Raw genomic sequence first — 22,876 nt, 5'->3', positions numbered from 1 at the left:
TGAGGCAGTATGTTTTATATATTTCTTGATACGTGTGTTTTTTTAGATATTTCTACTAAGAAACAAGAATTACCACTAGTTTCTGCATTGGAAGAACTTGTTCGTACTAAAGTAGCAAAGTTAGTCGTAATTGACTTAGTAGCTCAAGAATATGAAAGAAACAAAGAAGAGGTCGCAAACAAAACAGCAAAACGATTATCTCAAGAATTTAAACAAGTCAAAGCAGTTGTAAGTGAGTTTGCAAAAAAAAATAAAGCTCAAACCATTGAAGTACTAAACGATATAAATGCAAGACTTCCTCTTTTGACTGATGCTAACTATGCAACCATTAACAGAGTTGAGAGACTAATTGAATCAGCGGAAAAAATAAGTATTAGCGAGCGCTCAAAGATTGCAGCCATTCAACGAGGCTTAGATAAAAAAGCTCCATTCCATATCAGTAAAAACTCAGTAGCTGATGCTGTAATTATTGAGCAATTTTATGAATTTTCATTAGGTGTCAATACGGCAGATAGTTGTTTTTTCATAACACATAATCATAACGACTTTTCTGCCAAAGACCATCGAAAGCCTCATACTGATTTTGAAAATATTTTCAATGGTAATACTTGTTATTTTAACAACTTAGCATCCGCAATCAACCAGATTGATAATAATTACTTAGCTGAAATAGAGTTTGAATATGACTTTACAGAAGAAACTCGGGGTTTAAGAGAAATTCTCGATGTATTAGACGAGCTAGTGGATAAAATTTGGTATAACCGTCATCAAAATCTAATCTGGAAAATAAATGAAGGTGAGATAGAAATTGTTCCTAAAGGTACGAAACACTATGGTAATCATTTTATTCACGAAGATATTCTTGAAGGTGCAATCAAATCTGCCAAACAAGTTAAAGAGACATATGAAGATGTTGGCCCTTGGAATGACTTTGAATGGGGTATGATTAACGGTAAATTGTCAGCTCTACGTTGGGTATTAGGTGACGAATGGGATATGTTAGATACCTAAGATAACAATCGATATCGTTTTCAACTGAATATTATATTTTTCAATCTCTTAAGTATGATACTTTACTAAGAAATATGAATAAAGATAGTTAGAACAGGATATTCCCCTTTCTCAAACCAACCGTACTACAAATTTAATTGTCTAATCGTATAACTCTCAAAACCACTAAATCAAGTAGAGCCATTTCAATTTATCTTCTTAAGATTGCAAAACAATAAAATACAATATATGGTATCAAAATTCAAAGAACTACCACTATATATAGTGGTTATTAAAAATAGAAACATTTTAGGAATAATTTGTAGAAAAATTTGCATACTCTTTACTGTTCAGTTATTATTCATTTAACTTGATCTGTAAGTCAATGATCTTGGAGGTGAATATGACTCATTTCAATCCTGATATGCTTAGTATTGCACGAAACTTTCGTGGCCTTAGTCAAACTGAACTAATTGCTGGAATGGGACAGTCTATTACTCAGGCTTCATTATCTAAAATTGAAAGTGGGGACTTAAAACCTTCCGATGAAGTTATCCAAAATCTATCTAATGCCCTACATTTCCCTATACGATTTTTTGAACATATTGAAAAGCTAAATGCACTGCCGATTAGTTTGCATGCATACAGAAAAAAAAGCTCTACCACAGCTAAAGCATTGAGCCGTATGAATGCTGAAATGATGTTAAAAATGGGCCATGTACAAACATTAGAATTGCTCACAAATGTACCAAAAAGAAAAAACTCCTTACCAACTTTTAAAATTGGCATAGATGTAAACACCCCTCAAGAAGCGGCTAAAAAGCTTAGATCATTGTGGGTGCTAGGAAATGAACCTCTTGAAAACCTAACTGCCACTGTGGAAGATGCAGGGGTTTTAGTCTTTTTATGCGACTTTAAAGATAACAATGTTGATGGCGTATCCTTAAAAATGCATGGCGTGTCTCCATGCGTATTTCTAAATGCAAACCAGCCAAATGACAGAATACGCTTCACATTAGCACATGAACTTGGGCATTTGGTCCTCCATGAAGAGCCATCTGAATTCATGGAAAAAGAAGCAAATGACTTTGCTGCCGAATTCTTAATGCCAGAAGAAAAAATTATTGATCAATTAGGTTCAACCAATTTAGCTCATTATCTAAGACTTAAAAAGGAATGGAAAACCTCAATGGCGGCCTTAATCTATAGGGCGTCAGAGTTAGGAACTATAACTTCAAGTCAAAGTGCCAATTTATGGCGGCAGATGGCTATGCGTGGTTATCGTAAAGTTGAACCAAATGAATTGGATCGAGAACCGACATATAGAGTAGCTTCCATGCTCTTTGACTACGCAATAGATGCAAAAAAAACATCAACATCTGTCATTAGTGAGTTATCTCAATTATTTGACTTATATGAAGATGACTTTAAAAAACTATATTATTTTGACCTAGATTCAATGGAGACTATTGAGATGGTTTCATAAATTAAAAAGCCGACTCTATTGGGTAGAGTCGGCTTGATAGATTTTCACACAGGAAAGGCATATGGCTCTAAGCCCTACGCATACCTCATGTTAGATCTGGCTGTCAGAACCCCATTCTAACATTTAGGCCCGTAAATCTCAAGATTTACCCGCTTATTTTGGTATGCGCCCTGAAAAACGAGCCGCCAAAATAGGAGGGCTAACAATGCCTACCGAAAATCAAGACTTCGTGTTTTGTAAATCTTATCGCCATAAATCTGGAAAAATTATTGTCCATCCAACTGGATATTTTAAATTTCCCAGAACTCGGCCATTGAAAGAAGAAAAGGATACTATCCGTAATAAAAAATCGGATGATCCTGATAACTCAAACTCAATATCGTAAACAAGGTTAAATAACCTACTGCTATGCAACAAAGTTCACAGTAGTAGGTTACTTAATTTTTCTGATCGCACTTAATTTTATGCCCCATTTTAGTACATGGGCTCAGAGAGAATTATGACAACTCAACAGCAGTTTCTTGACCTACTTTCCGATATTGAACCCTCTACAACAACGGTTAATGATTGTTCAAGCGCACATAATACGCTTCGTGATGCTTTAAAAGTGCATAATGAATTCAGCAAAGTACATGTGCATACATTCTTATCAGGTTCTTATAAAAGAAATACGGCAGTACGTCCGACTACCATAGGCGGAATCACACAAAGGCCAGATGTAGATATTATTGCCCTTACAAATCACACAATTAATGATGACCCTCAAATTGTCCTTGATGCAGTACATACGGCATTAAAGGATATTGGATATACCGATCTTACCGTTAACCGTCGTTCAGTAAATGTTAAGTTGAAAAAAGTTGATATGGATGTTGTCCCTATCATTTCAGATGGATATGGCGGCTATCTGATTCCAGACATTCATCTTGAAGAATGGCTAGTTACCAACCCTCCAGCTCATACCGAGTGGACTGTTGAGGTGAATAAAAATGCAAATGGTCGATTTAAGCCTCTTGTGAAGCTATTTAAATGGTGGCGTCGTGAGAACTTGTCTGATTTAAAAAGACCAAAAGGATTCATTTTAGAATGCCTGGTTGCCAAGCATATGAATTACTACGAATCCAACTATGAAAAGTTGTTTGTTTATCTTTTAGAAACGATCAGGGATTCTTATGGGATTTATGCGTCACTAGGCATAATTCCACATTTAGAAGATCCTGGTGTTGCAGGCAATAATGTTTTTTCTGCGGTTACAGCAGATGAGTTCAAAACTTTTTTTGAAAAGGTAGAAGAACAAGCTGCTATTGCACGAAACGCCTTAAATGAAACAGATGATGATAAAGCATTAGCCCTATGGCGGCAGGTTCTGGGTAATCGTTTTCCACGTTCGGCTTCACACAAAAGTGCAAACTCTGCTGATATGGCCAGCTCTTTAATCCGTTCTGCTCTAGGTGCGGGATTAACATTTCCATCAACCCCTGTTTATCCAAATAAACCAGGAGGCTTTGCGTAATGGAACTGCTAAAAACACCATTAGAACGCCTAGCTCAAGAACGGCAGTTATTGACTGATCTTGAGAAAGAGAAAAATAGTTTTAAGATTCAGGAATGGAACTCAACAGACACAAATGAACTGCATTTGAACTTCTCTCTAAAGATAGGAACTATAGATTTTAATGGTGTTTTAGTATATCCAGAGCTTTTCCCAGAGCTACCAGCATATATACGCCCACAAAAATCTGGTGAAAGATGGAGTATCTTGCACCAGTATGGTGGTTCAGGAGTGCTGTGTCTAGAATATGGCCCAGATAATTGGAATACCAATATCAGTGGAGTGGATCTAGTTAGAAGTGCCCAGCTTCTTTTATTAACAGATGCAATGACTGTATTGGAGATGAATGTAGAACCTGTACCATCTAGGCATTCTGAAACAATAGGTCAAAAATTAAGAAGTGTTTCAGAAAGGTTCATTGAAACACCTATGTTACGTCACATACTCTTGGGTAGTGATTCCGAGAAAATGGACTTTAAGATTGCCATCTCAAGCTTTCGAGACAAAACCGTTATTGTTCCAACAAATATTCAGAACAAACCTCTACCTGACATCGTACCATCATTTTCTAATGAAAGATTTGAATTGTCTGGATGGGCAATACGAATTGATTCTGTTCCTCAATTAAAGGAATCCGTAAATGACCGAGTTTCATTAGAATCCTTTTTAGGCAATTTATGGCCTGCTCAGGAGGAATTCACAAGTTCCATACAGCCTATATTGTTATATGACATAAAGGGTAACTTGGAACTATTCTTGGTTAATAATACAGCACCACTTTTCGTAAGTTATCCTGCTATTAATCTACATGATGATCAGAGCCAAAGATTGCCAGCACAATTTAGCCATCTCAATGATATAAGGGTAGCAATAGTAGGTCTTGGATCGTTAGGAAGTAAAATTGCAATTTCACTGGCACGGTCGGGTTGTAAAAACTTTCTACTTATTGATGATGATATTCTGCTCCCCCACAATCTTGTCCGTAATGAACTCAACTGGTTAGATGTTGGCTTTGCTAAAACCTATGCTGTTGAAAGAGCATTAAAACGAACTGCATTAGACATGCAGATTGAAACGTATGAAATGCAAATTGGTGGCCAGGAAAATCCTCATTTAAATTCCAATATCGCTAATGCCATTGGTACATGTAATCTGATTATTGATGCGACAGCAAACTCACATACATTTCTAACCTTAGCTGCAATTGCTAAAAGAAAACATATACCAATGGTATGGGGTGAAATCTTTGGTGGCGGTGGTGGAGCAATGATGGCCCGTAGTCGTCCAACGTTAGATGCCTCCCCCTTAGAACTTCGCAATCATATTTATGGTGTCTTACAAACGTTGGAACCAATTCCAGAGGGCAAAGTTAATAATTACGGCTTTCAAACACAAAACCAAACATATATAGCATCAGATGCAGATGTAACAGCTCTTGCAGCATCTATGACGCAGTTCACATTAGATACTTTATGTACAATTGATGAGCAATCCTCTTATCCATATTCAGCATATTTAATAGGGTTCCGTAGATATTGGATGTTTCAATGTCCTTTTGATACTCGTCCTATCGACTGTTCGGGTGCTTTAGTAGCAGAATCTCCTACGGATAAAGAAATATTTGAAAGGGAAAATGGCAATTCTATTGAAGAGCCTGAACCGATGAAAGGTTAATACTGATGCTGAAAATATCCATTCCTACTGACATACAAGTTTTACTGGTAAAAGCCCTATTGAAGTCTGGAACCCACGAATGTGGCGGTGTTTTAATGGGTGAGCATATTGGTACAAACCATTTTAGAGTTAACTCATTAACTATTCAAAAGAGTGGAACGATAGCATCCTTTGTACGTGGAATTACGGATGCTATTAAAGCAATCCGTCTTTTTCATAAATCAACAAACAATAATTATCAAAAATTTAACTATTTAGGTGAATGGCATAGCCATCCTCTCTTCAGTGTACAACCCAGCAGTAAAGACCATCACACCATGAGGGAATTGGTGTCCGATCCAAAAGTGGGTGCAAATTTTGTAGTCTTACTGATTTTTCATTTAAAAAACAATCATCTTGATGGCAGTGCTCACACCTACCTACCAGATGGTTCCTGTTACCGATCCACCCTAGATTTAGAGAGATAATAATGAGTGCGAGTCTGTTAGAAAAACAATCAACTGGTGGTGCGATTGCACGAGTAGGATTTGGATATCAGGATGCATTTGTATTAAGGAGCTTACCGCTATGGCTTTCACAAAGTGCATTTAGCCATATAGTGAGTGAAGCATTAAGTGATATAGAAGTTTGTTATTTTTCTTCGGAAAAGTCATTACATGTAATGTATGAAGCAAAAAATCACTCCTTAACGGCTACGGAATTTTGGGATGAAATAAGGCGTTTTAAAAGTCTTTTTGATACCCACCCAAAAAACTTTATTTGGTTTAATTTAGTATGCCCAAGTTATAACACCGCTATCTCACCATTAATTTCAAAAATAGACCGATTAAGAGGGGTTGGATCTTCTTATGATGACGACTCTTCAGTTTCAGTGAATGGGCGCTCGGAATACCTTGATTGGTGTGTTGGTAAAAAAATTGATTTCTCTTTAGCTGAATTTGCTCTTGATTATGTTGGTTTCATAACTTTTAATTCTGAGAATAGTGAGTCTATATTTCTAAGTGAAATTCAAGACACAATAAATATTGAACTGCTCAGGAGTCAGGTCAAACAACTAAAAGATCAGTTTAAAAACCTGATTTCTCGTTCTTCTTTTGGTCCAATATATCGCAAAGACTTTGAAAATTTTATTTGCCATGCTCTTGAAGAAGATAGAAGCCAGTGGCTATTAGATCCTATTAAAATTAATCTTTCAGCATCATCCAGTCAGTATCAAGACTTAAACTTAGATATTAGTGATTTCAATGGTCCTGATCGTGCTCAAAAAACCTCCAGCGACTGGAACAGCCTAATCAAAAAAGCAGTATCGATTGGGGATTTCATTCATAACAGTGGTGACCGTAGAACCCTCCTTATAGATGGCAAACAAAGAATGTCCACTGCATGTATGCTTGGCTATGTTTTTAGTGCCACACGTAATTTCCTACTCGAAATAGAACATAATGGCCTCATTTATCGCACTGATGACCATAAACAGAAAGAGGGACAATTTTTTACTAAAATCGAAGCTGTTGAACCACAGGGTGAAACTGAAGCCATAGTCGCTATCGGATTTCCTACAGCTATAGGTAAAGACATTGACTCTACGATTAATGAAGTAAAGAGCTTGCCTAGATTGAATTTAGAAAGCTCTCATGCCATTGATAATATGGAGACTCTAAATCTTGCTGTGAGAGAGGCAAAATCTGCTTTAGTTTCATTTAAATCCGAAAATAAGTTATCTAAATTACACCTCTTTATTAAAGCACCCTCAGTTTTTGCAATGGTCTTGGGACATCGCTTGAATGGTATTTGCGATATCCAGCTTTACGATTGGGTAGATGGGCAATATATCCCTACAGCCGAACTGAACTTATAAGAAGAATTGATTATTCGATAATATTACCAATAGAGAGGTTGATCATGAACAATCATTCTAATGAAGAAAATACTGATAACTCTTCAGATAAAAAATCACCCGCATTCAAAGTCCTTGAATCCAATGCTGAAAAGTTCTTAATGGTTTGGTGGTATGGGGCGTTAGCAAAAGCTGATCGTAGAAATGCTCAACCTAAAGTTCATGTGGCTTTTAGGGAACTTCTGGAAGATTACACACCCACAGATAATTTTATTTTTATTGATGCAAATATAACAGATTTGATGTCTTGGCCTATTGGAACAGTTTGGCACCATGAACGATTAGTTGACTATCTTCCCTTTGAAATAAGGGAGTTTGATATTGACCATACGGATTTTACACATACCTATGTTCAAGCATATAAGCGAGACGAAAAGACAGGGAGAATAGATCATTTCTTCTCAGACAAGAATAAATTTTATATTAATCCAAGCCAACGTGAAAATTGTATTTCTTTCTCTTTAAAGGATCAGGAATATAAGGAGCTTCTCGTACCTTGTTTTGAGTTTCTGGTGAGAGGATATGGCCTCTCTACAGAACTTCCTAGAATTCTAACAACATATGATGAGGTCGAAAGACATGAAAGGCTCTACACCCCTCATCCAGAAGAAGAAAATACATGGACTATCCTTATAGGTGATAGTCTCACATCAGATGATCATGTATTTATTGCCTACTATAAATATAGCGAATATACCCAAGATGCCGTAAGAATCTTATTTAGCAGTATTGCAAAACATGATGATTTTATCCAAAGAAACCATATATACCCTAAAGTAATGCCGTGGCATAAGGAAACGAGAAAAATTAGGGTTTCAGGTTTTTGTATTCCTGACACCAATGCTTTTTTAGCCTTGACAATTCTTGGAATAGAACTACCTGATCAAACACTTATCAGACGTGTTCCAAAGGTAATTCACCGCATTAAGAAACCTGTAGATGTCAACTCACCTAATCCTCCTCAGTTGCAACTAGGTCCTGGTCAGATTAACGTATCTGAAGATCAAGGAGGGCGCAAACCATTATTACAATCGGTTATTTTAGGTCATGAATTTACATGGTTAGGTTCAGGCCCTATCGGGGAAAAAAGTAAAACAAAGTATGAAAGAACCATCACCCAACCACAGAGAAAGAAAAATACTAAAGAAACCAATACAGTTGGTACAGGAGAACCTGATAGCTCTAAGGAAGTTCTAAATGTCCAAATTAACCCGACCACTAATGGAGATACAGAGTTTGAAGCTCCATATCATGGAAGAATCATGGGCCTATGGAATGCATGTTTAAAGGCACGCTCGTTAAATCCCAGTATTGTCAATGCAGTCCACTATTATACTTTTGAGGAAGAGTTTGATTACAGCGATAAACCCACTCTCATGGCTTTTTTCGTTAATTCAGAAACATTAAATAATAAAGATATTACAGATGGAGAAAAACAAACTTATAAAAATTGGTGTTATGCAAACTCAAATAAAACAGCACTTCGTGGAGCATTGGTCATCCGATTATCTCTTGTAAATTGCCCTCCAGTTTATCTTTTCGATATACAACCAGCGACTTACGTTTCAACTGTAGATGGGGAAAGTGTTCTCAAGGAGCGTGGGCATGCTGGTCTAATATTTAGGTCAAGAACCGTAGAACAATTTGAGCAGTATATTTCTGGGCTCATGGAGAGCCTGCCTTTGTCAGAGGGCTCTTATACGACAACTCTCCTAGGCTCCAATTTGGTTACTCAATTATTTGTTTTTAGACATTCAAAATCTGCTGGCTTGTCAGAGGGTGAATCAACGTTATTGAATGCTCTAAGAAAAATTGGAATTACGAATATCAAGTTAAAGGAGGAAAAGGAGGAAAAGGAGGAAAAGGAGGAAAAGGAGGAAAAATAATTTTCGAATCTTACAATTGTGACCATCTTCTTTTAGCCTATTCCATAATTCTTTCCTATGGGTAATTTTATTACATATCAAATTGAATTATATATAGTTTAATGGCACTTTTAAGTGCCATTAAACTTGGGTACCACTTGTGACTAGATAAGCACCTATATTAGGAATATTTAACCTTTTTAAACTCAGTGTTCTGAATCCTTTGGTATATTTTCAATAATGCAATGATGAATATCATCGTGATTGTTGAGTGATGTTTCAGCCTGAATAGTGACATGCTCAATACCTAGATTTTGTATGACATTCTCCAGATCATGTAAGAGTATCTGCACTTCCTGCATACTCATTTCTTCACTTACAACAATATGGCAGGATAAAATATAACGTTTACTTGTCAGACTCCATATATGTAAATCATGTACACCTTGAATTCGCTGGTCTTGAAGAATGGTTTCTTTGATTTCTGCCAAGTCAAATTTTTCTGGTGTACCCTGCATTAAAACATGCGAAGCCTTTACTACAACTGAATATCCACTGCGAAGAACAAGTATTGCAACTAGAACACTGGCTAAAGTATCTGCCCAGGCCCATCCAAAGAAGTAGATACATAGCGCAGCAGCAATTGCGCCAATAGAACCTAACAAATCACTGAGTACATGCAGGTAAGCACCTCGCATATTCAAGTCGTGTTCGGTATCACTACCTTTAAAAATCATTACTGCAACAATGATATTAATCAGCAATCCAATACTAGCAACGATCAACATCCCTTGTACTTCAATATGTTGTGGTTGCTGAAACCGTAGAATTGCCTCAATAAAGATATACAGTGCGATACCAACCAGTGTAATACCATTCAATGCAGCAGCCAGTATTTCAAAGCGTTGATAGCCGTATGTTTTATTTTTGGTAATCTGTTTTTGACCGATGAAGACTGCTGCAAGTGCAATACCAAGTGCAACAGAGTCACTCAGCATGTGACCGGCATCTGAAATCAAGGCCAAACTATTGGTAATAAAACCACCTATAAATTCCACTACCATAAAAATGGTAATCAGTAAAAAGCTTATGGTCAGAATTTTTTTATTACTTGGGATATGGCTGTGGTCATGATCGTGGTCGTGATCATGACCACCATGACCATGATGGTGTCCTGAGTGATCATGGTTGTGCTTATGGGTGTTACCATGACTATGCTTATGCCCAGAATGATCATGGTTATGATCATGTTCAGAGTGGTTATGTTTGTGATCTTGTGTATGGTTGTGCGAAGACATTTTATAGCACTCCTGATTATGGCTCTAACTGACTACGCAATGGATGATTGTTGTAGTAATCACCGATGTATATAATCTTATTATTTTTAACCTCAAAAAATGAAGCACCTTTAAAAGTGATTACTTTTGCGTCTTTTTTACCAGACTGGTCTTTTTTATTGAGGGTTCCCTGAAGCTGCCATTCGACAGCAACCTTATCACCAACAATGAGTGGCGGGGATGTAAGCGTCATCTTCCGATCAGGAATGACTGTTAATAAAAACTTGGGTACCTCAATTACAGATGCTGTACCTTTACGGTTTTCTTCATTACTTGTATTGAAATACTCAACATTCGTGTCAAGAACTTTAGTCAGGTCATCTGGCTGCGTACCATTCCAGATATTAAGATAGCTCTCCACGGTTTCCAAAGCTGTATTGATCGGTGCTTTTGCATGCGAAATTGAAGCTAATCCTAACGTCATAAGAATGAGTAAGAATGTCATGAAAAAAGGCTTTGATTTTTTCCCTTGACCATCAACATCTTGCTTCAATTGATTGATATAAATAGTGTTCATCATATTCACCTTAGACTTGAATAAGTTCATCCACAATCCGTTCGGCGTCTTCCCTGGTATTGACGATTTCATAAGGAATGCCAAATGCCTTTACAGCCATTTCCGTCATCTTTCTGATGGCAACTCTTTTTTCCTGATCAGGTTCAATGCAGATAATTGCCTTACATAACTGATTAAGTTCATCTTTATGGTTTTTAAGCCAAAGACCACGTTGTTTAAAGTCTTCAGGTGTTTCTTGCATTGATAATTGATCATAAACAATCACAAACGGACTGCTCATTTCCAAGAATTCCTGCATTTCCAACTGCCATTGAGGTGAATAACCTGGAACTGCCTGATCTTGCTTAAACTCAACAAATGGGAAGTTTTCTATATCATGGATAATAAATTTCATTTATATGACCTCATATTCTGTTTCATCTTGTCAGGAATTCATCTCTTTCCATCAAAAGATGAATTCCATCGATGTGCTATTTCAAAGATTTACGTTCAATCTGTACGGTATGTTCATTCCAGCCTCCACCTAATGCCTTGTAGAGGTTGACCTGATTATTCAGGCGTTCCAGGCGGGTCTGTATAAGTGCCTGCTGAGATGCATACAGAGTTCGTTGTGAGTCGAGGACTGCGAGATAATTATCTTCACCAGCATCAAAACGTAAGGTTGCCAACTTATGGGCATCCTGGCTGGCCGCAATCATTTGCTGCTGCGATTTGATCTGTTCATCTAGTGTGGACTTGCCAGCCAGCCCATCAGCAACTTCACGAAAAGCTGTTTGAATAGATTTGTCATAGTTGATGACTTCAATCTGCTTCATGATGTGTGAGCGATCCAGATTTGCCTGATTTAAACCTGCATTAAATATGGGCAAGTTAATCTTGGGCATAAAACTCCATGCACCTGTACCTGCATTAAATAGATTATCCAGACTGGAACTTGCCGTACCCGCCGAACCCGTTAGGGTAATGGATGGAAAAAATGCTGCACGGGCTGCTCCAATGTTTGCATTCGCAGCCTGAAGCTTATGTTCTGCGGCACGAATGTCTGGACGACGTTGAAGTAGATCCGATGGCAAACCAACTGGTATATCCTGCATAACAACCTGATCAGGAATTTTGGGGGACTGGTCCAATTGGGCCGCCAATTCCTGTGTTAATGGTGAACCCAGAAGTAACACCAGAGCATTACGATCCTGTGCAGTAATACGCAAGAATTTTGCATAATTGGTTTGTGCGGTGCGCAGTCCTATTTCAGCTTGACGTAAATCAAATCGGGTTGCATTACCAACATCAACAAGTTTCCTGGTCAAGTCATAGGATTTCTGCTGTGTCGCCAAAGTCGCCTTGGTTAAACCTAACGTTTCCTGATCGGCCTTATAGACCAGATAAGCATTAGCAACTGCGGATACCAGACTTAACTGTGATGCTGTCTGGACCTCTTTAGAAGCCAAATAGTTCTGTAAAGCCTGATCACTCAGACTGCGTACTCGGCCCCATAAATCGACTTCCCATGCGACCGAAGTAACACCAACCTGATACATGCGGGGGTTATAAGCAAGATCAGACGGTAAACGCTGACTGGCTGACTCTGCGGTAACACCCACATGCGGTAAACGGTCAGCACGACGAATACGATACTGTGCTTCTATCGCCTCAACATTTAAAGCTGTCACCTTAAAATCATGATTGTTTTTCAATGCATGATCGATGAGTTGGAGTAAGACAGGATCGGTATAAAAGTCACGCCAGCCAATATCGGCTGCGACTGTTTGCTTTCCATTGTTCACTTGCAGCCCTGGATAAGCCTCTCCTGTTGGATAGTGTTCCGACACAGGAGAGACAGGTCGCTCATATATGGGTGCCATTGAACATCCTGCAAGAATAGTGGCAGTGGTTAGTACACTCATTTTCTTGAGGAAGGTGTATCGGTTTAAATGAAGTGTTAAATTTTTCATTTTGAACCCTCCTGTACCAGTGCTTTGGCCTGTTCTCTACGCAGAATAAAATTACGAATGACGACATAGAAAATGGGTGTAAACAGCAAACCAAAGATTGTCACGCCCAGCATTCCAGAGAAAACAGCGATACCCATGGCATGACGCATTTCTGCACCAGCACCTGTGGCTAATACCAGTGGTATCACACCAGCAATAAATGCAATTGAGGTCATTAGAATCGGGCGTAATCTTAATCGGGCTGCTTCAAGTACTGCATCAAAAGGATTCAAACCCTCATCCTCTTTGGCTCGGGCAAACTCCACAATTAAGATGGCATTTTTTGCAGCAAGTCCCACCAGAACAACAAAGCCAATCTGGGTAAAGATGTTGTTATCACTACCAGTTACCCAAACACCTACAATCGCAGATAACAAGGCCATTGGTGCAATAAGTAATACTGCAAAAGGCATTGACCAACTGTTGTATTGAGCTGCAAGGAAAAGGAACGCCAAAATAATTGCTAGAGCAAAAACCATGACCGCAGTATTGCCTGTATTCTTTTCCTGATAGACCAGATCGGTCCATTCATAGGTCATACCTTGTGGCAATGTTTCCTGCACAATTTTTTCAATTGCGGCAGTTGCCTGACCAGATGAATAACCTGATGCAGCGTTACCACTAATATCGGCTGATGGGAAACTGTTATAGTGCATAACACGATCAGGGCCAGAACTACGCTTAATCGTGACAAAGGTCGAAAGCGGAATCATGTCTCCCGCTGCATTTCTCACCTTTAACAGATTAATGTTCTCTGGTTGCATACGGAATGGGGAATCTGCCTGAGCAATTACACGATAAGTACGACCAAACCGATTAAAGTCATTGATATAGATTGACCCCAGATTGATTTGTAGTGTTTCAAAAATATCGGTCAGTGGTACACCTTGTGACTTCGCTTTTACACGGTCAATATCAACTTCAATCTGTGGAGCATTTGCCTGGAAACTCGCAAGCATACCGACAAGTTCAGGCGTCTGAGAGGCTTTCGCCATAATCTCGCCCTGTACACGTGCCAGTGTTTCAAAGCCTAAACCAGCCCGATCTTCAATTTGTAGCTTGAATCCGCCCATAGAACCTAAGCCAGGTACTGGTGGTGGTGGAAAGATGCCCGCAAATCCGTCAGGAATCTGACTGAATTTACCCATTAATTTTCCAGCAATTGCTCCTGCTGATAATGAGGGGTCCTGACGAGCCTCAAATGGATCAAGCATGGCAAACATCAAGGCAGAGTTTGGTACATTGACTGGACCACTTGGTGTAAAGCCTGGGAATGCCATGACGCTTTCCACACCAGGTTCATTCAGTGCAATTTCCGTCATCTGTTTAACTACAGCTTCTGTGCGGTCTAAAGATGCGCCTGTAGGTAACTGGGCGATACCAACTAGATAATACTTGTCCTGTGCAGGAACAAAGCCTTGCGGCACTTTGTTAAAACCTAACCAAGTTAGGCCAAGAAAACCTACATACAAAATCAGCATGATGGCACTTAAACGTACCCCCTTGCGGACTGCACCTACATATTTGTCCGATGCCTTATCAAAGAACCGATTGAATCCTCTAAAGAACCAACCAAATAAGCGTTCGGTTAAATCACGTTTTTTATTTCCAGCTTGATGTGGTTTAAGCAAGATACCTGCTAAAGCTGGTGAAAGTGTTAAAGAGTTGATTGCAGATAAGATGGTTGAAATCGCAATGGTCAAGGCAAATTGGCGATAGAACTCACCCTGCAATCCTGTAAGAAATGCCGATGGAATAAATACAGCAGATAAAACCGCAGTAATCGCGATAATTGGCCCTGTCACCTCAGACATTGCCTTACGGGCAGCTTCTTTTGGTGATTCGCCTAATGCAATATGCCGTTCTACGTTCTCCACCACCACAATTGCATCATCGACCACAATACCAATCGACAGTACCAGTCCAAATAAGGTCAATGTATTTAGGGAGAAGCCGAAATAATACATAATTGCAAACGTACCAATCAGTGAAACGGGAACGGCAATTAAAGGAATAATGGATGCACGCCATGTTTGCAGGAACAGGATGACAACAAGCACAACCAGTGCAATGGCTTCTAACAGAGTGGTAATGACTGATTTCAAAGAAGCTTTTACGAAAATATTTGGATCATAAGGAATTTTATAATCCACACCGTCAGGGAAGCTTTTCTTCAATTCTGCCATCGTTTCACGGACTTCACTTGAAACATCGAGTGCATTGGCACCTGGTGTCATAAAGATTTGTAAGGCAGATGTTGGCTTACCATCCAGTAAAGCTCGCATGGTATAAGCATCAGAACCCAGTTCAATTCGTGCAACATCTTTCAGGCGTGTGATTTGTCCAGTGTCACCAGCTTTAACCACGATTTCACTGAATTGCTCTTCAGTGGTTAAACGTCCCAGCGTATTAACAGTAACTTGATAGGCCGATGTTGTATTTGGTTGTTGACCAACAGAACCCGCAGCAACCTGCATGTTTTGTTCACGAATGGCTGCAACCACATCATTGGCGGTTAAACCACGGGCAGCCACTTTTTCAGGATCAATCCAGACACGCATCGAATATTCACCAGCACCACCAATCTCGATATTTCCAACACCTGGTAAACGTGCAAGCTCATCACGCACATTTAACAGTGCATAGTTGGACAAATATAGTGGATCATGATTCTTGTTGGATGACACCAAATTGATGACCATGAGAATATCGGGTGAGGTTTTTTCAGTGACCACACCAATGCGTTGAACTTCTTCAGGTAAGCGTGGCAATGCACGAGAAACCCTGTTTTGTACCTGTATCTGTGCTTTATCAGGGTCTGTACCCTGTTTAAAGGTGACGGTCAGTACCATCTTGCCATCGGCTGCGGTTTGAGAACTCATATACAACATGTTCTCAACACCGTTCACGGCTTGTTCCAGAGGGGAGGAAACCGTCTCGGCAATGATTTTGGGGTTGGCACCAGGATAACTTGCCATGACCTGTACAGTCGGTGGTGTAATGGCTGGATATTCACTCAATGGCAGTTTAAACAGTGATAAAGCACCGAGAATGACGATCAGCACAGAGATCACGACCGCAAATATTGGCCGATTAACAAAGAAATGAGGGAAATTCTTCATGGCTTATTTCCCCTGTGCGGCACTTTCAGTCGGAGTAGGCGTTTGCATTGGAACGATATTTGGCTTGACCTGCATTCCTGGGCGAACCAGCCCTTTAATAATGACTTTATCGCCAGTTTGCAGACCACTGCTAATAATCCGCAATCCATCAACGACCGAGCCAAGTGTTACAGGCCTAAATTCAACCGTATTATTCGAACCAAGAACCAGAACAAAATTATTGCCCTGATCTGTACCCACCGCCTGATCATCTATCAGAATGGTGGACTGTTTATTTCCAGTGGTCAGCTTAACTCTGGCAAACATACCTGGTGCTAATTCACCTGAATCATTGGTAATAGATGCCCTAACCCGTAGCGTCCCTGTACGCTGGTCAATTTGAGTACTTACAAAGTTTAATTTCCCTGTATAAGGATAAGTTTCTGTATTTGCCAATCCCATTTCGATTGGCAAGTTGAATTGTCCAGATTTATTTTGTCCCTTTAGATTGAGAAAGGTTTTTTCATCAAGGTCAAAATAAACATACAGTGGATTGACGGAAACGATGGTGGTTAAGGCTGTGGCATTGCCTGTATTTCCACCTGCAATCAAGTTGCCACTGGTGACAAGAACACGGTCAATACGTCCTGAAATCGGTGCTGTAATATTGGTATAAGATAAATCGAGCTTCGCTGCACTGACGGCTGCCTGAGCTTCCTGTACCTGAGCCTGGCGGTTATTTTTGGTTGCCAGTGCATCGTCATAAACCTTATTGGAGACGGCACCACTTTCGACCAGTTTATTTGCTCGATTAAAATCCAGAACAGCCTGGCTGTACTGAACCTCTGCTGCTTTCAGTCGTGCCTGGGCTGTATTCAGAGCAACCTGAAAAGGTTCAGGATCAATTTTAAATAATACCTGTCCCTTACGAACATAACTGCCCTCGGGAACACTAACACTATTAATGACACCACCAACACGGGACTTGATTTCAACGCTTTGTGGTGCTGATAAGTAGCCTGTATATTCTGCGGTTGGGTTAAGTTCCCGTGTAATCACTTCCGCAACAGGAACTTGAGGGACTGGCATTTGAGCTGCGGCAGCTTGTGGATTGGGTGCATCTGGTTTATTCGTTGCTGTGTAGAGCAAACCACCAGATATAGCCACCCCCACTGCAACAGCAATTACTGTAATTTGTTTTTTCATGGTGCTTACCTTTCATGCAATGCTACAACACGCTCTCAATAAGGTTTCTGTAGCAGTTGCCTGTATGCTAGAGTTTCCAATAATTGGAAGATCAATAGATCAGCCTTAAAAATACATAACAAATTAACATATGTTTAATCATTCATATGTTTAGTGCTAAAATAACTTAAATATTGCTACTTGAATAGCAAATATGAATAAATGATCATATGTATATATTTTTAAGAAGAAAAAGGAGTGAAGAAAATGAGTGTTTGCTACATTACTCTGAAATATGCTTAGCCATATCCGATAGAACCTGACTTACATGAATATCATCTATTTCATAAAAGACTTGTTTAGCTTGACGTTCACCTTTGACTAAACGGGCTGAACGCAATAAACGTAGATTGTGACTGACCAAGGACTGGGATAAATCAAGGGCATCACTGATTTCACCTACTGAACTAGGTCCACGCATACAAAAAAGTAGAATTTTAAGTCGTGAAGCATCACCCAATAGCCGAAATGTTTCAGCTAAAGACATAATCTCCTCTTGAGATAATTCTGTAGGGTGATCTTTAAAACTCATATTTATACTTAAATTCCAGTCATTAGCGAAAATATAGATGTTTACATATTCTACCCTTGACCTTTCCATAATGGCAAGGTTTATGCTCTTAGCAACTGGATAAGCTCTATAGGTATATCTTATGGGAACAGCAACAAATAAGCTTTCTAATAATATGAAAGTTACATTAAAAATTGAAGGTATGACATGTGCCAGTTGTGTTGGACGTGTTGAAAAAGCCCTCAAAAAAGTTGATGGTGTACAGTCAGCCTCGGTCAATCTGGCGACAGAACGTGCAGATATTGTACTTGATCAGCCTGTGGATCGTCAGGTACTGGTTCATGCCATTGAACAGTCAGGCTATGACGTGCCTGCAAATAATATTGAATTATCAATTAAAGGCATGACCTGTGCCAGTTGTGTAGGTCGTGTCGAAAAAGCCCTTAAAGCCGTTGCAGGTGTAAAAGAAGCCAATGTCAATCTTGCAACTGAGCGTGCAACGGTCAGTGGTACAGCAAATGTCGATGCCTTGATTGCCGCAATTGATAAAGCTGGTTACGATGCCACAGAAATTCAGGCTTCTATTCCTGACCAGACAGAGCAGCTTGAGAAAAAAGATCAGGAACGTGCTGAACTTAAACGTGATTTGATTCTCGCCTCCCTGTTGGCTTTACCTGTATTTATTCTGGAAATGGGATCTCACCTTATCCCTGGTGTACATCAACTGATTGATCAAACTATTGGGATGCAGAATAGCTGGTATTTACAATTCATACTGACCACACTGGTTTTGGTTATTCCAGGACGAAGATTCTATCAGAAAGGTTTTCCTGCATTATTCCGTCTAGCTCCTGATATGAATTCTTTGGTCGCTGTGGGAACATCAGCAGCATATTTGTTTTCTATTGTTGCCACATTCATACCAAACATCCTCCCATCAGGAACGGTGAATGTGTATTACGAAGCGGCTGCGGTGATTGTCGCATTAATCTTACTGGGTCGTTTCCTTGAAGCAAAAGCCAAAGGGCGAACCTCTGAAGCAATCCAGCGTTTAGTCAGTTTACAAGCCAAAACTGCCCATGTTTTACGCAATGGTCAAATGGTGGATATTGCAATAGACCAAGTGGTTGCAGGTGACATTATCATTGTAAAACCAGGGGAAAGAATCCCTGTTGATGGTCAAGTCACGGATGGAAAAAGCTTTGTCGATGAATCCATGATTACAGGTGAACCAATCCCTGTGGAAAAAGGCATCGGCAGTGATGTAGTGGGCGGTACCATTAACCAGAATGGCACGTTGACTTTTACCGCTGTGGCGGTGGGTGGCGAAACTATGCTGGCTCAAATCATTCGTTTGGTTGAGCAGGCACAGGGTTCTAAAATGCCGATTCAGGCTGTGGTGGATAAAGTGACCTTATGGTTTGTACCTGCGGTGATGATTGCCGCAGTGCTTACATTCCTGGTCTGGCTGATTTTTGGTCCATCACCAGCCTTAACTTTTGCATTGGTTAATGCGGTGGCAGTGTTGATCATTGCCTGTCCTTGTGCAATGGGATTGGCGACACCAACCTCAATTATGGTCGGTACAGGTCGTGGTGCAGAGTTGGGAGTACTGTTCCGCAAAGGCGAAGCCTTACAACTGTTAAAGGATGCCAAAGTTGTTGCAGTCGATAAAACAGGGACATTAACAGAGGGTCATCCCGTACTGACTGACTTTGAAGTGACTCAATTCTTTGAGCGTGATTATGTCCTAGGCATGGTTGCGGCTGTTGAATCCCGTTCTGAACATCCGATTGCTAAAGCAATTGTTGATGCGGCAAAAAGTGAAAACCTGACTTTACCTAAAGTTGATACGTTTGATTCAGTCACAGGCATGGGTGTCTGTGCAACCATCAATGGTAATGAAGAAATCAATATTGGTGCAGACCGTTATATGGTTCAACTTGGTATTGATGTTGCTCCATTTGTTGCCACAGCTCAGCGTCTGGGTGATGAGGGTAAATCACCACTTTATGTTGCTGTCGATGGTGAACTGGCAGGAATTATTGCAGTTGCTGACCCAATCAAAACCACAACGCCAGCAGCGATTAAGGCTCTACACCAATTAGGTCTCAAGGTAGCAATGGTGACGGGTGACAATGCTCGTACTGCTCGGGCAATTGCCAAACAATTGGGTATTGATGAAGTGATTGCTGAAGTTCTACCAGAGGGTAAAGTCAGTGCGGTTAAAGAGCTGAAAGCAAAATACGGCAATATCGCTTTTGTGGGTGATGGGATTAACGATGCACCCGCTTTGGCTGAAGCTGATGTCGGACTTGCGATTGGTACAGGTACAGATGTTGCAATTGAATCTGCCGATGTCGTGTTAATGTCAGGAAACTTACAAGGTGTTGCCAATGCGATTGCCTTGTCCAAAGCAACGATTGGTAATATTCACCAGAACTTATTCTGGGCATTTGCCTATAACACCATGTTGATTCCTGTTGCTGCTGGTATATTGTACCCAGCCTATGGAATACTGATGTCCCCAATCTTTGCAGCAGGAGCAATGGCTTTGTCCAGTGTATTTGTACTTGGCAATGCATTACGTTTACGTCGATTCCAGCCACCATCCGTCAGTCAAGGCTAAGGAGGATATGATGAACATTGGTAAAGTCTCTAAAGCTTCGGGAGTTACCGCCAAGATGATTCGTTATTATGAGCAGATTGGCCTAATTCCTGCTGCGGGACGTAATAATGCAGGTTATCGCTCTTACTCAGCAAATGATGTTGAACGTTTAAAGTTTATCAAGCGAAGTCGTGAACTCGGTTTTTCAGTAGCAGAAATATCAGACTTACTTGATTTATGGAATAACCGCGGTAGACAGAGTGCTGATGTCAAACGCCTTGCTCAGGGTCATAGTGAAAAGCTGGAAGAACGTATCAATGACCTACAGCAAATGGCGAATACCCTCAAGGACTTAATCGACTGTTGTGCTGGTGATAATAGACCCGACTGTCCGATTCTTGAAGGCTTGCAAGAACCTCACAATGAAATAAAGGACGTTCACCATCATAACGACCTGCTTTCCGTTTCACCTTTAACCCGAAAGAAATAGCAATAGGATATAGGGAGAAGTAAAATTAATTTTACTTCTCCCTATTTTTTATATTTATAACTATGAACTAAAATATGTCATTTCTTTTAGATACTTACATTGTCAAATAACTGCTAATTTAACATCACAAACATTCCTAAATATTGAGCTTATAATTCATTGCCCACAAAAAAGCGACTCAATAGAGAGTCGCTTTATCATTTCGTCCGTTTTTAACGAGGAGGAAAACCAGCCTCGGTTAAAGCCTCAACGATTTGCTGCTGTGTTGCAGTTGTTTCAACTTTTACACTACGATTGGGTGGTTCGGTGATGACCTTTGCATTGGCATCTATTGCTTGAATTGCTCTGGTTACACCACGGGCACAGCCACCACAAGTCATATCTTCAACATGAAATTCCATATTTAACTCCACTATTACTATTCAGGATGTGTTTAATATAAACCTTGCCATAATTGTAAGGTCAAGCATTAAAAGTAAAATTAATGTCCCTCAGATATATAATTGACTGTGTACTTAGGTATTTCTACCTCCAAGTTTTCATCTTGGACCTTAACCTGGCAAGATAGTCTTGATTGGGCCGTAAGCCCCCAGGCACGATCCAGTAAGTCCGCCTCTACATCATCCATTTCTTCTAAACTGTCGAACCCTTTTTTCAGAACAACATGGCATGTTGTACATGCACCTGATAAATCGCAGGCATGTTCTATGGGAATGCCATGATCCAATAAACTTCGACATAAATTACTTCCGCTTTCAATTTCAAGTTCCGCACCCTCTGGACAAATCTTTTCATGCGGAATAACTATAATTTTTGGCATATAACATAATCCTCAATTCATCAAATTTATAGATAAAACAAGGGCTTTAAAAAGCCCCTCATTTAAAAGAATATCGAATAGAGAAGTATCTACTTATGTTTACTTAACCATTCATTCATCATCTTGATTTCTGATTCCTGGGCAGAGATAACATCTTCAGCAAGCTGGCGTACTTCTGGATCAGAACCATATTGAAGAACTACTTTTGCCATATCAATTGCACCTTGATGATGGGGGATCATGCCTCTCATGAAATCAACATCAGCATTTCCTGTAAATGGAACCATCATATCTGCGTGCATTTCATCATTGATCTTAATATATGCTTGAGTTGATGGGCTATCTTCATTTTTGCTGCCAGAATGATTTTTGTTTTTTGCCAACCATTCATTCATCATCTTGATTTCTGACTCTTGGGCAGAGATAACGTTCTCGGCAAGCTGACGCACTTCTGGATCAGAACCGTATTGAAGAACTACTTTTGCCATATCAACCGCACCCTGATGGTGAGGAATCATACCCAACATAAAGTCAGTATCTGCATTTCCCGTGAAATCAATACCCATTCCGCTGTGCATACGAGTATTTACTTCCATATAGGCATTTGTAGATGGATTATCTGTTTTAGCTGAACCATTCATATCATGGTGCATTGAATGGCTTTCATGTTTATTCTCACTCATTGAATTTTCCTTTGGAGCGTCAGAAGAGGAACACCCCGCACTAAATACAATCGCACCGATCATTAACATTGGAACAAAGTGTTTCATGGAGTTATCCTCTTACTACAATT

20 protein-coding genes are annotated in these 22,876 nt (G+C 39.8%); 10 read left to right on the top strand and 10 right to left on the bottom strand.

Translation table 11 applies throughout. From position 1 onward, the window contains the following. The first annotated feature begins 9 nt into the window (after positions 1 to 9). The 8 genes from HMPREF0023_RS12140 (at position 10) to HMPREF0023_RS12105 (ending at position 9,484) form a co-directional block, all read left to right on the top strand. Entirely contained in the window at positions 10 to 1,011 is a 1,002-nt protein-coding gene (locus HMPREF0023_RS12140; protein WP_000499370.1) for a PIN domain-containing protein, read from the top strand. Between the two features lie 382 nt (positions 1,012 to 1,393). Continuing rightward, positions 1,394 to 2,476 carry a helix-turn-helix domain-containing protein gene (locus HMPREF0023_RS12135; RefSeq protein WP_000148671.1) on the top strand — a complete coding sequence of 361 codons (1,083 nt, stop codon included), beginning with the start codon at positions 1,394 to 1,396 and terminating at the stop codon, positions 2,474 to 2,476. Positions 2,477 to 2,681: 205 nt separating this feature from the next. Continuing rightward, positions 2,682 to 2,861 (top strand): hypothetical protein, encoded by a 180-nt coding sequence (locus tag HMPREF0023_RS16950; RefSeq protein ID WP_001141891.1) that lies wholly within the window; start codon positions 2,682 to 2,684, stop codon positions 2,859 to 2,861. Positions 2,862 to 2,975: 114 nt separating this feature from the next. Beyond that, positions 2,976 to 3,989 (top strand): SMODS domain-containing nucleotidyltransferase, encoded by a 1,014-nt coding sequence (locus HMPREF0023_RS12125; RefSeq protein WP_000211630.1) that lies wholly within the window; start codon positions 2,976 to 2,978, stop codon positions 3,987 to 3,989. Continuing rightward, positions 3,989 to 5,701: a ThiF family adenylyltransferase gene (locus HMPREF0023_RS12120; protein ID WP_008942237.1), complete on the top strand. Its 1,713-nt coding sequence runs from the start codon at positions 3,989 to 3,991 to the stop codon at positions 5,699 to 5,701. Before HMPREF0023_RS12125 ends, HMPREF0023_RS12120 begins: the two co-directional genes overlap by 1 nt. A gap of 5 nt (positions 5,702 to 5,706) precedes the next feature. Further along, a complete protein-coding gene (locus HMPREF0023_RS12115) occupies positions 5,707 to 6,168 on the top strand; it encodes a Mov34/MPN/PAD-1 family protein (protein WP_000913090.1) in 462 nt (153 codons plus the stop codon). A 2-nt stretch (positions 6,169 to 6,170) separates the two neighbouring features. Then, positions 6,171 to 7,559 (top strand): dsDNA nuclease domain-containing protein, encoded by a 1,389-nt coding sequence (locus tag HMPREF0023_RS12110; RefSeq protein ID WP_008942236.1) that lies wholly within the window; start codon positions 6,171 to 6,173, stop codon positions 7,557 to 7,559. A 44-nt stretch (positions 7,560 to 7,603) separates the two neighbouring features. After that, on the top strand, positions 7,604 to 9,484 hold the full coding sequence (locus tag HMPREF0023_RS12105) for a hypothetical protein (RefSeq protein WP_008942235.1): 1,881 nt from the start codon (positions 7,604 to 7,606) through the stop codon (positions 9,482 to 9,484). 185 nt (positions 9,485 to 9,669) lie between these two features. Here HMPREF0023_RS12105 and HMPREF0023_RS12100 read toward each other — a convergent pair whose 3' ends face one another. From HMPREF0023_RS12100 to HMPREF0023_RS12070, 7 genes are all read right to left on the bottom strand, one after another. Further along, positions 9,670 to 10,761 carry a cation diffusion facilitator family transporter gene (locus HMPREF0023_RS12100; protein WP_008942234.1) on the bottom strand — a complete coding sequence of 364 codons (1,092 nt, stop codon included), beginning with the start codon at positions 10,759 to 10,761 and terminating at the stop codon, positions 9,670 to 9,672. A gap of 16 nt (positions 10,762 to 10,777) precedes the next feature. Then, positions 10,778 to 11,317 (bottom strand): nuclear transport factor 2 family protein, encoded by a 540-nt coding sequence (locus HMPREF0023_RS12095; RefSeq protein ID WP_017396455.1) that lies wholly within the window; start codon positions 11,315 to 11,317, stop codon positions 10,778 to 10,780. A 10-nt stretch (positions 11,318 to 11,327) separates the two neighbouring features. After that, entirely contained in the window at positions 11,328 to 11,711 is a 384-nt protein-coding gene (locus tag HMPREF0023_RS12090; protein ID WP_008942232.1) for a hypothetical protein, read from the bottom strand. 76 nt (positions 11,712 to 11,787) lie between these two features. Then, positions 11,788 to 13,269 carry an efflux transporter outer membrane subunit gene (locus tag HMPREF0023_RS12085; protein WP_008942231.1) on the bottom strand — a complete coding sequence of 494 codons (1,482 nt, stop codon included), beginning with the start codon at positions 13,267 to 13,269 and terminating at the stop codon, positions 11,788 to 11,790. Then, the gene (locus HMPREF0023_RS12080; protein WP_008942230.1) at positions 13,266 to 16,430 is read right to left on the bottom strand and encodes an efflux RND transporter permease subunit; all 3,165 of its coding nucleotides are present in this window, start codon (positions 16,428 to 16,430) and stop codon (positions 13,266 to 13,268) included. The genes HMPREF0023_RS12085 and HMPREF0023_RS12080 overlap by 4 nt, the downstream gene beginning before the upstream one ends. A 3-nt stretch (positions 16,431 to 16,433) precedes the next feature. Then, on the bottom strand, positions 16,434 to 17,615 hold the full coding sequence (locus tag HMPREF0023_RS12075) for an efflux RND transporter periplasmic adaptor subunit (RefSeq protein ID WP_000744246.1): 1,182 nt from the start codon (positions 17,613 to 17,615) through the stop codon (positions 16,434 to 16,436). 262 nt (positions 17,616 to 17,877) lie between these two features. Continuing rightward, positions 17,878 to 18,186 carry an ArsR/SmtB family transcription factor gene (locus HMPREF0023_RS12070; protein ID WP_000008556.1) on the bottom strand — a complete coding sequence of 103 codons (309 nt, stop codon included), beginning with the start codon at positions 18,184 to 18,186 and terminating at the stop codon, positions 17,878 to 17,880. Positions 18,187 to 18,307: 121 nt separating this feature from the next. Here HMPREF0023_RS12070 and HMPREF0023_RS12065 point away from each other — a divergent pair, with 121 nt between their 5' ends. Next, a complete protein-coding gene (locus HMPREF0023_RS12065) occupies positions 18,308 to 20,794 on the top strand; it encodes a heavy metal translocating P-type ATPase (RefSeq protein ID WP_000536249.1) in 2,487 nt (828 codons plus the stop codon). A 10-nt stretch (positions 20,795 to 20,804) separates the two neighbouring features. Beyond that, positions 20,805 to 21,263 (top strand): Cu(I)-responsive transcriptional regulator, encoded by a 459-nt coding sequence (cueR, locus tag HMPREF0023_RS12060; RefSeq protein WP_001020605.1) that lies wholly within the window; start codon positions 20,805 to 20,807, stop codon positions 21,261 to 21,263. A 212-nt stretch (positions 21,264 to 21,475) separates the two neighbouring features. On the opposite strand, the gene HMPREF0023_RS12055 is transcribed toward cueR, so the two are convergent. The 3 genes from HMPREF0023_RS12055 to HMPREF0023_RS12045 all read right to left on the bottom strand — a co-directional run bounded on the left by HMPREF0023_RS12055 (position 21,476) and on the right by HMPREF0023_RS12045 (position 22,853). Beyond that, positions 21,476 to 21,664, bottom strand: coding sequence for a heavy-metal-associated domain-containing protein (locus HMPREF0023_RS12055; RefSeq protein ID WP_000394310.1), 189 nt, complete (start codon positions 21,662 to 21,664; stop codon positions 21,476 to 21,478). Between the two features lie 80 nt (positions 21,665 to 21,744). Then, positions 21,745 to 22,083, bottom strand: a complete 339-nt coding sequence (fdx, locus tag HMPREF0023_RS12050; RefSeq protein WP_001124186.1) for an ISC system 2Fe-2S type ferredoxin — start codon at positions 22,081 to 22,083, stop codon at positions 21,745 to 21,747. 89 nt (positions 22,084 to 22,172) lie between these two features. After that, entirely contained in the window at positions 22,173 to 22,853 is a 681-nt protein-coding gene (locus HMPREF0023_RS12045; protein ID WP_000680279.1) for a DUF305 domain-containing protein, read from the bottom strand. Positions 22,854 to 22,876 lie beyond the last annotated feature (23 nt).

Origin of the sequence: Acinetobacter sp. ATCC 27244 (assembly GCF_000156555.1) — a bacterium.
Classification (GTDB): Bacteria; Pseudomonadota; Gammaproteobacteria; order Pseudomonadales; family Moraxellaceae; genus Acinetobacter; species Acinetobacter haemolyticus.
The sequence above is the reverse complement of the archived record's forward strand: the minus strand, read 5'-3'. Positions and strand labels throughout refer to the sequence as shown.

What these genes read in the sequence shown, in the direction of transcription:
- HMPREF0023_RS12140 (WP_000499370.1), top strand. Translation starts at nt 10, where the DNA reads ATGTTTTATATATTTCTTGATACGTGTGTTTTTTTAGATATTTCTACT.
- HMPREF0023_RS12135 (WP_000148671.1), top strand. Translation starts at nt 1,394, where the DNA reads ATGACTCATTTCAATCCTGATATGCTTAGTATTGCACGAAACTTTCGT.
- HMPREF0023_RS16950 (WP_001141891.1), top strand. Translation starts at nt 2,682, where the DNA reads ATGCCTACCGAAAATCAAGACTTCGTGTTTTGTAAATCTTATCGCCAT.
- HMPREF0023_RS12125 (WP_000211630.1), top strand. Translation starts at nt 2,976, where the DNA reads ATGACAACTCAACAGCAGTTTCTTGACCTACTTTCCGATATTGAACCC.
- HMPREF0023_RS12120 (WP_008942237.1), top strand. Translation starts at nt 3,989, where the DNA reads ATGGAACTGCTAAAAACACCATTAGAACGCCTAGCTCAAGAACGGCAG.
- HMPREF0023_RS12115 (WP_000913090.1), top strand. Translation starts at nt 5,707, where the DNA reads ATGCTGAAAATATCCATTCCTACTGACATACAAGTTTTACTGGTAAAA.
- HMPREF0023_RS12110 (WP_008942236.1), top strand. Translation starts at nt 6,171, where the DNA reads ATGAGTGCGAGTCTGTTAGAAAAACAATCAACTGGTGGTGCGATTGCA.
- HMPREF0023_RS12105 (WP_008942235.1), top strand. Translation starts at nt 7,604, where the DNA reads ATGAACAATCATTCTAATGAAGAAAATACTGATAACTCTTCAGATAAA.
- HMPREF0023_RS12100 (WP_008942234.1), bottom strand. Translation starts at nt 10,761, where the DNA reads ATGTCTTCGCACAACCATACACAAGATCACAAACATAACCACTCTGAA.
- HMPREF0023_RS12095 (WP_017396455.1), bottom strand. Translation starts at nt 11,317, where the DNA reads ATGAACACTATTTATATCAATCAATTGAAGCAAGATGTTGATGGTCAA.
- HMPREF0023_RS12090 (WP_008942232.1), bottom strand. Translation starts at nt 11,711, where the DNA reads ATGAAATTTATTATCCATGATATAGAAAACTTCCCATTTGTTGAGTTT.
- HMPREF0023_RS12085 (WP_008942231.1), bottom strand. Translation starts at nt 13,269, where the DNA reads ATGAAAAATTTAACACTTCATTTAAACCGATACACCTTCCTCAAGAAA.
- HMPREF0023_RS12080 (WP_008942230.1), bottom strand. Translation starts at nt 16,430, where the DNA reads ATGAAGAATTTCCCTCATTTCTTTGTTAATCGGCCAATATTTGCGGTC.
- HMPREF0023_RS12075 (WP_000744246.1), bottom strand. Translation starts at nt 17,615, where the DNA reads ATGAAAAAACAAATTACAGTAATTGCTGTTGCAGTGGGGGTGGCTATA.
- HMPREF0023_RS12070 (WP_000008556.1), bottom strand. Translation starts at nt 18,186, where the DNA reads ATGAGTTTTAAAGATCACCCTACAGAATTATCTCAAGAGGAGATTATG.
- HMPREF0023_RS12065 (WP_000536249.1), top strand. Translation starts at nt 18,308, where the DNA reads ATGGGAACAGCAACAAATAAGCTTTCTAATAATATGAAAGTTACATTA.
- cueR (WP_001020605.1), top strand. Translation starts at nt 20,805, where the DNA reads ATGAACATTGGTAAAGTCTCTAAAGCTTCGGGAGTTACCGCCAAGATG.
- HMPREF0023_RS12055 (WP_000394310.1), bottom strand. Translation starts at nt 21,664, where the DNA reads ATGGAATTTCATGTTGAAGATATGACTTGTGGTGGCTGTGCCCGTGGT.
- fdx (WP_001124186.1), bottom strand. Translation starts at nt 22,083, where the DNA reads ATGCCAAAAATTATAGTTATTCCGCATGAAAAGATTTGTCCAGAGGGT.
- HMPREF0023_RS12045 (WP_000680279.1), bottom strand. Translation starts at nt 22,853, where the DNA reads ATGAAACACTTTGTTCCAATGTTAATGATCGGTGCGATTGTATTTAGT.